Annotated in this window: 13 protein-coding genes; 12 read left to right on the top strand and 1 reads right to left on the bottom strand. The window is 43.2% G+C overall.

Annotated features, from left to right (window positions below; genetic code table 11):
- Position 1: 1 nt before the first annotated feature.
- The 4 genes from ODU46_RS00715 to galE all read left to right on the top strand — a co-directional run bounded on the left by ODU46_RS00715 (position 2) and on the right by galE (position 2789).
- Positions 2-775, top strand: coding sequence for a TIGR01457 family HAD-type hydrolase (locus tag ODU46_RS00715; protein WP_044755313.1), 774 nt, complete (start codon positions 2-4; stop codon positions 773-775).
- On the top strand, positions 765-1394 hold the full coding sequence (locus ODU46_RS00710) for a TIGR01906 family membrane protein (RefSeq protein ID WP_105136188.1): 630 nt from the start codon (positions 765-767) through the stop codon (positions 1392-1394). The genes ODU46_RS00715 and ODU46_RS00710 overlap by 11 nt, the downstream gene beginning before the upstream one ends.
- Before the next feature lie 97 nt (positions 1395-1491).
- Entirely contained in the window at positions 1492-1668 is a 177-nt protein-coding gene (gene rpsU, locus ODU46_RS00705) for a 30S ribosomal protein S21 (protein ID WP_000048054.1), read from the top strand.
- A 104-nt stretch (positions 1669-1772) separates the two neighbouring features.
- Entirely contained in the window at positions 1773-2789 is a 1017-nt protein-coding gene (gene galE / locus ODU46_RS00700; protein ID WP_105136189.1) for a UDP-glucose 4-epimerase GalE, read from the top strand.
- 90 nt (positions 2790-2879) lie between these two features.
- Here the strand turns inward: galE and mscL are convergent, their stop codons facing one another.
- A complete protein-coding gene (gene mscL, locus ODU46_RS00695) occupies positions 2880-3245 on the bottom strand; it encodes a large conductance mechanosensitive channel protein MscL (protein WP_105119418.1) in 366 nt (121 codons plus the stop codon).
- A 181-nt stretch (positions 3246-3426) separates the two neighbouring features.
- Here mscL and dnaG point away from each other — a divergent pair, with 181 nt between their 5' ends.
- The 8 genes from dnaG (at position 3427) to aguA (ending at position 13207) form a co-directional block, all read left to right on the top strand.
- Positions 3427-5217, top strand: a complete 1791-nt coding sequence (dnaG, locus tag ODU46_RS00690; RefSeq protein WP_105119419.1) for a DNA primase — start codon at positions 3427-3429, stop codon at positions 5215-5217.
- Between the two features lie 2 nt (positions 5218-5219).
- Positions 5220-6338 (top strand): RNA polymerase sigma factor RpoD, encoded by a 1119-nt coding sequence (gene rpoD, locus ODU46_RS00685; RefSeq protein ID WP_002935555.1) that lies wholly within the window; start codon positions 5220-5222, stop codon positions 6336-6338.
- A gap of 231 nt (positions 6339-6569) precedes the next feature.
- On the top strand, positions 6570-6893 hold the full coding sequence (locus ODU46_RS00680) for a metal-sulfur cluster assembly factor (RefSeq protein WP_002935553.1): 324 nt from the start codon (positions 6570-6572) through the stop codon (positions 6891-6893).
- A gap of 518 nt (positions 6894-7411) precedes the next feature.
- The gene (locus tag ODU46_RS00675) at positions 7412-8860 is read left to right on the top strand and encodes an aminotransferase class I/II-fold pyridoxal phosphate-dependent enzyme (protein WP_105116375.1); all 1449 of its coding nucleotides are present in this window, start codon (positions 7412-7414) and stop codon (positions 8858-8860) included.
- 2 nt (positions 8861-8862) lie between these two features.
- Positions 8863-9720, top strand: a complete 858-nt coding sequence (speE, locus tag ODU46_RS00670; protein WP_024385393.1) for a polyamine aminopropyltransferase — start codon at positions 8863-8865, stop codon at positions 9718-9720.
- The gene (locus ODU46_RS00665; RefSeq protein WP_105119421.1) at positions 9720-10979 is read left to right on the top strand and encodes a saccharopine dehydrogenase family protein; all 1260 of its coding nucleotides are present in this window, start codon (positions 9720-9722) and stop codon (positions 10977-10979) included. The genes speE and ODU46_RS00665 overlap by 1 nt, the downstream gene beginning before the upstream one ends.
- Positions 10980-12107, top strand: a complete 1128-nt coding sequence (nspC, locus tag ODU46_RS00660) for a carboxynorspermidine decarboxylase (RefSeq protein ID WP_398579066.1) — start codon at positions 10980-10982, stop codon at positions 12105-12107. It abuts the gene before it with no gap.
- On the top strand, positions 12104-13207 hold the full coding sequence (gene aguA, locus ODU46_RS00655) for an agmatine deiminase (RefSeq protein ID WP_398579065.1): 1104 nt from the start codon (positions 12104-12106) through the stop codon (positions 13205-13207). Before nspC ends, aguA begins: the two co-directional genes overlap by 4 nt.
- Positions 13208-13266 lie beyond the last annotated feature (59 nt).

Raw genomic sequence — 13266 nt, 5'->3', positions numbered from 1 at the left:
AATGACATATACAGGTTATTTGATTGATTTGGATGGTACGATTTATGAAGGGAAAAAGCGGATTCCTGCTGGTGAGCGGTTTATTCATCGCTTGCAGGAACGCCAGATTCCCTATTTATTCGTGACCAACAATACCACCCGCCGTCCTGAGATGGTGCAGGCTATGTTGGCTGAAAACTTTAACATTGAGACACCGCTTGAAACAATCTATACAGCCAGTCTGGCAACGGTAGATTATATGAATGATTTGGGCAAGGAAAAGACAGTCTATGTCATTGGAGAAGACGGGCTCAAGTCTGCCATTTTTGAGGCAGGTTATGTGGAAGATACGGAAAATCCAGCCTATGTTGTTGTCGGTTTGGATACTCAGTTAACTTATGAAAAACTAACCATTGCCACCTTGGCTATTCAAAAGGGAGCGACCTTTATCGGTACCAATCCTGATTTGAACATTCCGACTGAAAGAGGTCATTTGCCAGGAGCAGGCTCACTTATTGCACTTTTGAAAGCAGCTACCCGAGTAGAGCCGACCTTTATCGGTAAGCCTGAAGCCGTTATCATGGACAAGGCTCTGGAGATTTTAGGCACAGAACGCAGCCAAACGGTTATGGTGGGAGATAACTACCTGACGGATATTCGCGCAGGGATTGACAATGGATTTCCAACTCTTTTAGTCCTGACTGGATTTACCAAGCCAGAAGAAGTAGCAGACTTACCCCTGGCTCCAACCCATGTCCTCAACAGCCTAGATGAATGGAGTTTTGATGAGAACTAAGTTACAGATTATCGGAACGATTTTATTTGTCTTGTCGGCAGCAGTTCTAGGAACCATCTACCTAGCTTGGCTAGTTTATCCGTTTGAGATTTCTTTTTTGGGGTTGGAAAAAGTGGTCTACATGAAAGCGACAGATATTTCCTATAATTTCAATATCTTGATGAACTATCTGACCAATCCATTTGCAAGTGTTTTAGACATGCCAAATTTTTCATCCTCAGCTGATGGTCTGAAACATTTTGCGGATGTGAAACATTTATTCCATCTAACTCAGGGGATTTTTATCCTCACACTCCCTGCCTTTGTGCTTTTTGTAAAAAACATTCTGCTAAAAGGTTATGGAGACTTGGTTAAAAAGGTCATTTTCTGGACCATGCTTACGCCAATGATAATCGGTTTATTAGGTGTTCTTGTTGGCTTTGATCAGTTTTTTGTATTATTTCATACGGTGCTATTTCCAGGGGATTCTACATGGCTATTTAACCCTGCAAAGGATCCTGTCATATATATTTTACCACAAGAGTTTTTCTTGCATTGCTTTGTATTATTTTTTGTCCTTTACGAATTGTTCTTTTGGACAATACTGGCGTGGACAGGAAAAAAGAACAGGATAGGATAAGAGCGTAAAATTCATATTTTAGAATTAAAAAATATTGACAAATGAGTTGAATCATAGTAAAATGATAAAGACTTTGAAATTGAGGGGAGTGAAAAAAATGTCAAAAACAGTAGTACGCAAGAACGAATCACTTGATGATGCTCTTCGTCGTTTCAAACGTGCGGTTACTAAAGCTGGTACTCTTCAAGAAACACGCAAACGCGAATTCTACGAAAAACCATCTGTAAAACGTAAACGTAAATCAGAAGCAGCTCGCAAGCGTAAAAAATTCTAATTGAATTTGAAAACGGCCGAAAGGCTGTTTTTTGTTTACTTTTTACAACAGGTAACATATAATAGGGATATAGAATTTTTGTCCAGGTGAAAAGGAGTAAAGAGATGAGTATCTTAGTTACTGGTGGTGCAGGTTATATTGGTAGTCATACGGTTGTCGAATTGTTAAATTTAGGTAAAGAAGTAGTAATTGTTGACGATTTATCTAATGCAAACATCCAGGTATTGGATCGTATTGAAGAAATTACAGGAAAGAGACCGACCTTCTATCAGCTAGACGTAGCAGATAAACAGGGATTGCGTCAGGTGTTCGAGAAAGAAAATATCGAGTCAGCGATCCATTTTGCTGCATTTAAGGCAGTAGGAGAATCAGTTCAAAAACCTGGTGCTTATTACGAAAATAATATCATGTCCATTCTCTCATTGGTTGAAGTGATGGCTGAGTTTGATGTGAAGAAAATTGTCTTTTCATCTAGTGCGACTGTTTATGGCAGTTTTAATCCCTCTCCTTATCAAGAGGACATGCCAGTAGGAGTTCCAACAAGCCCGTATGGTCAAACGAAAGTCATGTGTGAACAGATTCTTCGCGACATTTATGTTTCTGATTCAGAATGGTCTATTTCGTTGTTGCGCTATTTCAATCCAATTGGAGCTCATGAGTCAGGCTTGATTGGGGAAGATCCGTCAGGCATTCCAAATAATTTAATGCCATTTGTAGCTCAGGTAGCAGTTGGTAAACGTGAATTTCTCAATATTTTTGGTAATGCATACGATACGCCAGATGGGACTTGTGTACGAGACTATATCCATGTTGTTGATTTGGCCAAAGGACACGTACGAGCATTAGAAAAATTAGATGAAGCTAATCAGGTTTATACCTATAACCTAGGTTCTGGTCAAGGAACAAGTGTCTTAGAATTGGTAAATACTTTCATTCAAGTAACAGGTGTAGATGTTCCGTATCGATTTGCACCAAATCGAGCAGGAGACCTTCCGTCCTTTTATGCGAATGCAGACAAAGCTCTGGCTGAACTCAACTGGAAAACAGAAAAAACAATTGAAGACATGTGTCGCGATACGTGGAACTGGCAATCGAAAAATCCAAATGGATACGAAGGATAAGAAAAGATGTGAGTGGAGGCTCACATCTTATTTTTGTAATTATGGAAGAGAAAAACAGGTATGGAGACCTGTTTTTCAATATATTATTGATTATTTTTTCAATAAATCGCGGATTTCTGCAAGCAATTCTTCTTGAGTTGGTCCAGTTGGAGCTTCTTCTTCAACCTTCTTAGGCATTGCTTTCTCAGCTGCTTTAACAACGAAGAACATTGAAGTTCCGATAATCAAGAAGTTGATAACAGCGCTCAAGAAGCTACCGTATTTAACACCGTTCCAAGCAAGATCAGCGATGTTTTGAACGTTTGCTGCTTTCAAAGCAGGGTTTAAGATCAACGGAGTGATGATGTCATCAACAAAAGAAGTGATGATAGCGCCAAACGCAGCACCGATTACAACCGCAACAGCAAGGTCAACAATGTTCCCACGGAACAAGAAATTTTTCAATTCTTTCAACATATCCTAAATATGTCCTTTCATAAATATTTTACTTAACCTATTATACCCATAAAAAAATATTTTACAAGCAATTTGTTTTAGAAATTTTACATTTTCCCGTATTTAGTATACAATAGAGTATGTTAAACTAAGGGAAGAGTGTTCACTTTTTAAATTAGCTAGTATGATATGAGGAGGGAATGTGCTTTCAAAGGATAAAATTACTGAAATAAAACAAGCTCTCAATATCGTTGACGTTATTGGTGAAACGGTTGCTTTGACTAAGGCCGGACGTAATTATGTCGGTCTTTGCCCTTTTCATGGGGAGAAAACCCCGTCTTTCAATGTGATTGAAGACAAGCAGTTCTACCATTGTTTTGGATGTGGTAAGTCCGGGGATGTATTCAAGTTTGTCGAAGAAGTTCGTGGTGTTTCTTTTGCGGATGCGGCAGCTATCTTAGCTGAGAAGGCAGGGTTTCAAGTAGATATAACTCCTTCCTATCATCAAGAGGAGAAAAGGGTTAGTCCGCATCAGGTCCTGTATGATATTCATCGGGATGCCGCAAAGTTTTATCATGCCCTTTTGATGACAACCAAAATGGGTGAGGAAGCTAGAGCTTATCTACACCAACGTGGCTTGACAGATGATGTCATAAAAACATTCCAGCTAGGCTTAGCTCCGGCCGAACAGAATATTCTTTACCAAAAACTATCTGGTCAATATGACGAAGAAAGTCTATTGAATTCGGGTTTGTTCAATCCAAGTGAGAATAATATTATTTATGACGCCTTTCAAGCGAGGATTATTTTCCCCTTGGCGGATGAATATGGTCGAATTGTAGCTTTTTCAGGTCGGATTTGGACCGAAGAAGATCGAAACAATAAACAATTAGCTAAGTATAAAAACTCTCGTAGTACTGCGATTTTCAATAAAAGCTATGAATTGTATCATTTGGACAAGGCTAAAGCGGTTATTAAGAAGCAACGTGAAGCCTATCTCATGGAAGGTTTTCTAGATGTTATTGCTGCTCATCGTGTAGGGATTGATAATGCAGTGGCTTCCATGGGAACAGCTTTGACAAGAGAGCATGTTGCACACCTAGCTAAGTTTTGTAAGAAAATTGTTCTGACCTATGATGGGGATAAGGCTGGACAGGCAGCTACCATGAAGGCGCTGGACGAACTACAAGATTTTCAGGTTGAAATCGTGAGTTTGCCAGATAATATGGACCCAGATGAATTTTTGCAGAAAAATTCGGAAGAAGCCTTGCAACAGGTTTTAACCAAGTCACGAATCAGCAATGTAGAGTTTTTGATTCAATACTTGAAACCTGAAAATCCTGACAATCTACAAATGCAGATTGAGTTTGTAGATAAGATTGCACCAATTATTGCCAAAGTATCATCCATTACAGCTCAAAATTCTTATATTTATAAGGTGGCGGATTTACTTTCTGACTTTGATTATAATCAGGTGGAACAGGCAGTAAATGCTGTTCGTCTGAACCAGCGCCAGGAGAGAACACAACAGGTATTTCAATCACAGACTGGTCAGTCTTATTTGCCACCAGTCCAAACGATTGCTCGTATAACGAGTCTTATTCGAACGGAAAACCATTTACTTTATCGGATGGTTGAACATCCTTATATTCTCAATGAGTTCCGTTTACGAGAAGATTTTTATTTTGCGACGCCAGAATTGCAAGCTATTTATGATATGTTAAAAAAATCTGGGGAAATTACCAGTTTTGAACTATCACAGTTGAACGATTCCGCTCAACAGGCTTGGTATCGTATGCAGGAAGAACGTTTACCTAATGAAGTGTCTCCACACGAAATCGAAGAATTAGAAATTCGGCGAGACAAGGAATTGTTAAAGAAGGAGAACCAGCACCTAGCACGGAAAATCCGTGAACATTCCCATGTGGGAAATGCAGATATTGCCCTCGATGAGTTGCAAAAACTCCTCGATAGAAGAAGACAAATGGAGTAAATATGACAAATAAAAAAGATAAAAAAACAGAAGTAACTACTTTTGATGTACAAGTTGCCGAATTTATCCGTAACCATAAAAAACAAGGTTCAGCTACAGACGATGAAATCAATGACCAACTGGTTATTCCATTTACGCTTGATGCTGACGGAATCGATGATTTGCTCCAACGTATTCAGGACGCAGGGATTTCAATTGTCGATAAAGAAGGGAACCCTTCTGCTCGTGCTATGCAGGTAGAGGAAGAACCAGAATTATCTGATGAAGAATTGCTCGGAAGCACTTCTGCAAAAGTAAACGACCCAGTTCGCATGTATTTGAAAGAAATTGGTGTTGTACCTCTTTTGACCAACGAGGAAGAGCAAGAATTGGCATTGGCGGTTGAAGCAGGTGACCCAGAAGCCAAGCAACGTTTGGCTGAAGCCAACTTGCGTTTGGTTGTTTCCATTGCTAAGCGTTATGTAGGGCGTGGTATGCAGTTCCTTGATCTTATCCAAGAAGGAAACATGGGCTTGATGAAGGCCGTTGACAAGTTCGACTACTCTAAAGGTTTCAAGTTTTCAACCTATGCAACCTGGTGGATTCGTCAGGCTATCACTCGTGCCATTGCGGATCAAGCGCGTACAATCCGTATTCCTGTTCACATGGTAGAAACCATTAACAAATTGGTCCGTGAACAACGCAATCTCTTGCAGGAATTGGGCCAAGATCCAACTCCTGAGCAAATCGCTGAGCGTATGGATATGACGCCTGAGAAAGTTCGTGAAATCCTCAAGATTGCCCAAGAACCTGTTTCACTTGAGACTCCAATTGGTGAAGAAGATGATAGTCATCTTGGAGATTTTATCGAAGACGAAGTCATTGAAAACCCAGTTGATTACACAACTCGTGTCGTTCTTCGTGAACAGTTAGATGAGGTATTGGATACTCTTACTGACCGTGAGGAAAACGTATTGCGTCTTCGTTTTGGTTTAGATGATGGTAAAATGCGCACGCTTGAAGATGTTGGTAAAGTCTTTAACGTAACCCGTGAACGCATCCGCCAAATCGAAGCCAAAGCCCTTCGCAAACTCCGCCACCCATCCCGCAGCAAACCACTCAGAGACTTTATTGAGGATTAAAAACGTCCAGTGGACGTTTTTAACGCCTGCTTGAAAATAAGAGAGCAGGCCTAATTTTCTGGGGGAGGTTTTTTATGGCCGCCTAGAAACACGAAAGCGGACAAGGTTCGGGGAACCTTTTTAACCGCTCCCCTTGAAATGAGAAAGGGAGCGTAGTCCAGTGGACTTTTTGACACAAACTTGGTTTGTTTCTTTTCTAGTATTGAACTTGTGAACAAGAAAGAGAGAAAAATGACGTACACAGAAGATCAAATTAAAGACATTCAGGAGCGTATTTTTCATGCTCTTGAAGATGTGATTGACCCTGAGCTAGGTATTGATATTATCAATTTAGGGCTAATTTATGAAATCCGATTTATTGAGGGCAAGGCTGAAATTGATATGACCTTGACGACCATGGGTTGTCCATTAGCTGATCTAATCACCGATCAAATTCATGATGTGCTGAAGGATGTTCCTGAAGTAACAGAAGTAGATGTGAGACTGGTTTGGTCACCAGCTTGGACCGTTCAAAAAATGAGTCGTTATGCTCGAATTGCATTAGGAATTAAATAAAAAAATAAAATGGTTTCGAACGTTTGAAGCCATTTTTTTATTAATGTTTGGATTTTTTGTAAAAAATATCAAAAATTATACTTGTCAAAGAGAAATTTCCGTGTTACAATAAACAGGCCTAGGAAAAGTAGTCATACCTATTCTAGCAAATATCAGACCTATATGGGATGAGTAGCTCTGCTATTGATCATAACCAAAGCCTACGGACAGGCGGGTCGAATGCCGAAGCGTGGCGTAAGCCACATTATTGATAGGGTTAAAAGCCTACATTTTATAAGTTGATTTTAGGGTTCATCCCTAATTCGTATATCAAATTTAGTGTGGTGAAAGCACACGTCATCTTGTGAAACGGTCAATAAAGTACGTATATATTTGCACTGGAGAGTAGGAAACGGTAGGCACATAAACTCAAGAGAAGAATAAAAAACGTCGATTTGGATTGTAGAGCAGGATGAACCCTGCTCTTTTTACTTGTTTAAAAAAGGGTGGGAGTCCATCAAGCAAAGGAGTTTTTCAATATGAAAAATCAACACCAAGCCCCTATTTATCAGGGGTTGGAACAGTTACGCCGAAAACGGATTGTTCCCTTTGATGTCCCAGGACACAAACGAGGGCGCGGAAATCCTGAGTTGGTCGAACTGTTAGGAGAAAAATGCGTGGGGATTGATGTCAATTCCATGAAGCCCTTGGATAATCTAGGGCATCCTGTCTCCATTATTCGAGAGGCGGAGGAATTGGCGGCAGAAGCCTTTGGTGCCAGTCATGCCTTTCTCATGGTTGGAGGAACAACCTCCTCAGTGCAGACCATGATTTTGGCGACCTGTAAGGCGGGCGATAAGATTATCCTTCCCCGAAATGTCCACAAGTCCGCCCTCAATGCCCTTGTCCTTTGTGGCGCCATCCCTGTCTATGTGGATATGAGCGTGGAGCCACGGATTGGCATTGCTCTTGCCTTGGAAAATGCTGCCTTTGAACGGGCCATTGCAGAGCATCCTGATGCTGTTGCTGTCTTGATTAACAATCCGACCTATTATGGCATCTGCTCGGACCTGCGAACCTTGACTGAAAAAGCTCACGCAGCGGGCATGAAAGTTTTGGTAGATGAGGCTCATGGTGCGCATTTGCATTTTTCAGACAAATTGCCAGAGGCGGCTATGGATGTGGGGGCTGATATGGCGGCTGTTTCCATGCACAAATCAGGTGGTAGTCTGACACAGAGCTCGCTCCTATTGGTCGGTCCAGATATGAATGTGGAGTATGTCCGCCAGATTATCAATCTGACCCAGTCAACATCCGCTTCCTATCTTTTGCTGGCTAGTTTGGATATTTCACGGAGAAATCTGGCCCTTCGTGGGAAAGAGTCTTTTGAAAAAGTCATTGAAATGTCTGAGTATGCTCGTCGTGAAATCAATGCCATCGGTGGCTACTATGCCTATTCTAAAGAATTGATTGATGGTAAAACGGTGCATGATTTTGATGTAACCAAGCTCTCCATCTATACGCAGGGCATTGGTCTGACAGGGATTGAAGTCTATGATTTATTGCGGGATGAGTACGACATCCAGATTGAATTTGGCGACATTGGCAATATCTTGGCTTATATTTCAATCGGTGACCGCTTGCAGGACATTGAGCGGCTGGTGGGGGCTCTGGCTGACATTAAGCGACTCTATTCACGAGATGGTTCGGATTTGATCTCAGGAGAATACATCCAGCCGCAGCTGGTTTTGTCACCGCAGGAAGCCTTTTATGCAGAGCGGGAAAGCCGTTCCCTGCAAGAAGCAGTTGGTCAGGTCTGCGGGGAATTTGTTATGTGCTATCCGCCAGGTATTCCTCTTTTGGCCCCTGGAGAACGAGTGACCCAGGAAATTGTTGACTACATCATCTTTGCTAAGGAGCGCGGCTGCTCCGTCCAAGGGACAGAAGATCCAGATGTCAACTTCATCAATGTCATTAAGGAGGTCTAGTCATGGAAATGTGGTTTTCAGAAGTCCAAACGCCAGATGTCAAGTTATCCATTCGGACCAGCCAGCAGCTCTATGCAGGCAAGAGTGAATTTCAGGACATTGCTGTGTTGGACTCGCCAGCCTTTGGAAAGATTTTGACCCTTAACGGTCGGGTTCTCTTTTCAGATGCGGACGACTTTGTCTACAATGAGATGGCAGTACATGTACCAATGGCAGTTCATCCAAATCCTAAGAAAATATTGATTTTGGGTGGAGGAGATGGTGGCGTTGCCCAAGTTCTCAGTATGTATCCTGAAATCGAACGTATTGACGTTGTAGAGCCAGATGAACTCCTTGTGGAAGTTTGTCGTCAGTATTTCCCAGACTATGCATCAGGACTTGAAGATGAGCGTGTAGAGGTATATTTGCAGGACGGTTTGCGGTTCTTGCGCAACTGTGAAAATGAGTATGACATCATCATCAATGATGCGACAGATCCATTTGGACATACGGAAGGATTGTTTACCAAGGAATTTTACGGTAATGCATACAGGGCTTTGAAGGAAGATGGCATTATGGTCTACCAACATGGTTCGCCATTCTATGATGAAGATGAATCGGCTTTTCGTTCCATGCATCGGAAGGCTACCCAATCCTTCCCTATCAGCCGTGTTTATCAGGCCCATATTCCGACATCTGCGGCGGGTTATTGGTTGTTTGGATTTGCTTCTAAAAAATACCATCCAATTGAAGATTATGATAAGGAAAAATGGAAGGCGCGCCAGCTTTTCACAGAATACTATACCGCTAACCTCCACATCGGAGCATTTCTCTTGCCTCGATACGTGGAAGACATTTTAGAAGAAGAGGAGAAAAAATAATGAGTCGTTTGTTAGTTATTGGTTGTGGCGGAGTTGCCCAAGTTGCTATCAGCAAGGTTTGCCAGGCAGAAGATAGCTTCAAGGAAGTCATGATTGCCAGCCGTACCAAGTCCAAATGTGATGATTTGAAGGCTGCCCTAGAAGGAAAAACTTCCGTAAAAATTGAAACTGCCCAAGTGGATGCGGATAAGGTAGAAGAAGTGATTGCCTTGATTGAAAGCTACCAGCCAAAAGCTGTCTTGAATGTGGCCCTTCCCTACCAAGATTTGACCATTATGGATGCCTGCTTGGCGACGGGCGTGGACTATATTGACACGGCCAACTATGAGTGCGAGGACACCGAGGACCCTGAATGGCGGGCCATCTACGAAAAACGCTGTGCTGAAGAGGGCTTTACGGCTTACTTTGACTACTCATGGCAGTGGGCTTATAAGGAGCGTTTTGAAAAAGCAGGGCTGACAGCACTTTTGGGATCCGGATTTGATCCAGGTGTGACCAGTGTTTTTTCAGCCTACGCATTGAAGCACTATTTTGATGAAATCCACTATATCGACATCCTAGACTGTAACGGTGGAGACCACGGCTATCCATTTGCGACCAACTTTAACCCTGAAATCAACTTGCGTGAGGTTTCTGCCCCAGGTTCCTACTGGGAAAATGGCAAATGGGTAGAAGTTGAAGCCATGTCTATCAAGCGAGAATATGACTTCCCAGAAGTGGGTCAGAAAGACATGTATCTTCTCCACCACGAAGAAATCGAGTCGCTTGCTAAAAATATTCCAGGTGTCAAACGCATCCGCTTCTTTATGACTTTTGGTCAATCCTACTTGACTCACATGAAATGCTTGGAAAATGTTGGACTCTTGCGGACTGACCCAATCAACTTTAATGGACAAGAAGTAGTGCCAATCCAATTCCTCAAAGCCCTCCTGCCAGACCCAGCCAGCCTTGGTCCACGTACTGTTGGGAAAACCAATATTGGTTGTATTTTCACAGGTGTCAAAGACGGAGTTGAGAAAACCATTTACATCTACAATGTTTGTGACCACCAAGAGTGCTACAAGGAAGTCGGTTCACAAGCTATTTCCTACACAACTGGCGTGCCAGCTATGATTGGAACCAAGCTTGTCATGGACGGAATTTGGAAAAAACCAGGTGTATACAACTTGGAAGAATTGGATCCAGATCCATTTATGGACTTGCTCAACCAATATGGATTGCCTTGGCAAGTAGTAGAAAATCCTGTTTTGGTGGACTAGATGAGAATCGATCAACTCCCAACACCAGCCTATGTCATTGACGAAGCTAAGCTGGTCAACAATTTAGAAATTCTTAAGTCGGTCCATGAACGCACAGGCTGTAAGGTCCTCTTGGCCCAAAAAGCCTTCTCCATGTATGCCACTTACCCCCTAATCAGCCAATACCTAGCTGGAACAACCGCATCAGGACTTTACGAAGCCAAATTAGGTCGTGAAGAATTTGGGGGCGAAGTCCATGTTTTCGCCCCTGCCTTTAAGGATGCGGATTTGGAGGAGATTTTGGAAATTGCGGACCATATAGTTTTCAATTCAGAGCGACAACTCCGCAAGCACGTGGACAAATGCCGAGCAGCTGGAGTCAGTGTCGGCCTGCGGATCAATCCAGAGTGCTCGACCCAAGGGGATCATGCCCTCTATGATCCCTGCGCAACAGGTTCACGTTTTGGTGTTCGCATTGACCAGTTTTCAGAAGACCTGCTGGACTTGGTGGATGGTCTGCATTTCCATACCCTATGTGAGCAAAATTCGGATGATTTGAAAACAACCTTGGATGCTGTCGAGGCCAAATTCGGTCCCTACCTCCACCGTATTAAATGGCTCAATATGGGCGGCGGTCACCATGTGACCAGGGCGGATTATGATCTGGACTTGCTGATTTCCTCTATCCAGCACATGCAGGGAAAATATGGACTGGAAGTCTACATTGAGCCTGGTGAAGCCATTGCCCTCAATGCGGGCTATTTGGTGACAGAGGTTCTGGATATTGTCGAAAATGGCATTGAGACGCTTGTGTTAGACGCATCAGCCACTTGCCACATGCCGGATGTTCTAGAAATGCCCTATCGTCCACCTCTGAGAAATGGCTTTGAGGAAGGGGAGAAGGCTTTTACTTACAGACTGTCTTCCAATACCTGTCTGACGGGTGACATCATCGGCGATTATTCCTTTGAAAAGCCTGTGGAGATTGGTGACAAACTCTATTTTGAAGATATGGCCATCTATTCTTTTGTCAAAAACAATACTTTCAACGGCATCGGTCTGCCAAGTTTGGTCTTGATGGACAAGACTGGTGACTGCCGAATTATCAAGGAATTTGGTTATGAAGATTTCAAGGGGAGGTTGTCATGATAGAAAGTCCAAAAGCGGCTGGCTACCGCATGCCTGCTGAGTATGAGCCCCATCACGGGACACTAATGGTGTGGCCGACCCGTCCTGGTTCCTGGCCCTTTGATGGTCAGGGGGCAAAAAAAGCCTTCAGCCAGGTCATTAAAACCATTGCTGAAAGCGAGCAGGTCTATCTCTTGGTCGATGAGGCACACCGTGAGGAGGCTCAATCCATGCTGGGGGCTGGCATTGCCTACCTGGACATCCCCACCAACGACGCTTGGGCGCGTGATACAGGTCCGACGGTCTTGGTTCATGAAAATGGCAGAGCTTTATCTGTCGATTGGGCCTTTAACGCTTGGGGCGGAAGCTATGATGGTCTTTATCAGGACTATGAGGCAGATGATCAGGTGGCTAGTCGATTTAGTCAGGCCATCGGTCTGCCAGTTCATGATACCCATCCCTTTGTCCTAGAAGGAGGAGCCATTCACAGTGACGGTGAAGGAACCATCTTGGTGACCGAATCCTGTTTGCTCAGCCCAGGCCGCAATCCTCATCTGACCAAGGACCAGATTGAGCAAGTGCTTCTAGATACTCTCGGAGCTGAAAAGGTCCTCTGGCTTCCATACGGAATTTTCAATGATGAAACCAATGAACACGTGGACAATGTTGCGGCCTTTGTCGGTCCAGCTGAGATCGTTTTAGCCTGGACGGATGATGAGGCAGACCCCCAATATACCATGTCCAAGGCTGATTTGGACTACTTGGAAGAGCAAGTAGATACCAAGGGCAGAAAGTTGACCGTTCATAAACTGCCTATCCCTAAAAATCCCATTTTGGTGACAGAAGAGGACTTGCCAGGCTATGTCTATGAAGAAGGGGAAGAAGAACGGACTGCTGGCGAACGCTTGGCAGCTTCCTATGTTAATTTTTATATCAGCAACGGTGCGGTTCTGGTGCCCCAGTTTGATGATGAGCATGATGCGCAGGCATTGCATCTCCTAGCGCAGCTTTTTCCAACCAGAAAAGTTGTCGGCATACCAGCCCGCGACATCCTACTTGGAGGTGGGAATATTCACTGTATTACCCAGCAAATCCCCCTTTATGGGGCTAAATGTCCCTGATATAGCGTCAAGTCGGTTTGGCATACTCTAGTATAGCCTGTACCGCCTTTCCTTATCAC

The sequence above is a fragment of the Streptococcus sp. 2020WUSS089 genome (assembly GCF_044427405.1).
GTDB lineage: Bacteria > Bacillota > Bacilli > Lactobacillales > Streptococcaceae > Streptococcus > Streptococcus hashimotonensis.
Note: the sequence above shows the minus strand (reverse complement) of the source record. Positions and strands in the feature narration are given on the sequence as shown.

Coding starts and splice junctions, on each gene's coding strand:
- ODU46_RS00715 (WP_044755313.1), top strand. CDS start 2: ATGACATATACAGGTTATTTGATTGATTTGGATGGTACGATTTATGAA.
- ODU46_RS00710 (WP_105136188.1), top strand. CDS start 765: ATGAGAACTAAGTTACAGATTATCGGAACGATTTTATTTGTCTTGTCG.
- rpsU (WP_000048054.1), top strand. CDS start 1,492: ATGTCAAAAACAGTAGTACGCAAGAACGAATCACTTGATGATGCTCTT.
- galE (WP_105136189.1), top strand. CDS start 1,773: ATGAGTATCTTAGTTACTGGTGGTGCAGGTTATATTGGTAGTCATACG.
- mscL (WP_105119418.1), bottom strand. CDS start 3,245: ATGTTGAAAGAATTGAAAAATTTCTTGTTCCGTGGGAACATTGTTGAC.
- rpoD (WP_002935555.1), top strand. CDS start 5,220: ATGACAAATAAAAAAGATAAAAAAACAGAAGTAACTACTTTTGATGTA.
- ODU46_RS00680 (WP_002935553.1), top strand. CDS start 6,570: ATGACGTACACAGAAGATCAAATTAAAGACATTCAGGAGCGTATTTTT.
- ODU46_RS00675 (WP_105116375.1), top strand. CDS start 7,412: ATGAAAAATCAACACCAAGCCCCTATTTATCAGGGGTTGGAACAGTTA.
- speE (WP_024385393.1), top strand. CDS start 8,863: ATGGAAATGTGGTTTTCAGAAGTCCAAACGCCAGATGTCAAGTTATCC.
- ODU46_RS00665 (WP_105119421.1), top strand. CDS start 9,720: ATGAGTCGTTTGTTAGTTATTGGTTGTGGCGGAGTTGCCCAAGTTGCT.
- nspC (WP_398579066.1), top strand. CDS start 10,980: ATGAGAATCGATCAACTCCCAACACCAGCCTATGTCATTGACGAAGCT.
- aguA (WP_398579065.1), top strand. CDS start 12,104: ATGATAGAAAGTCCAAAAGCGGCTGGCTACCGCATGCCTGCTGAGTAT.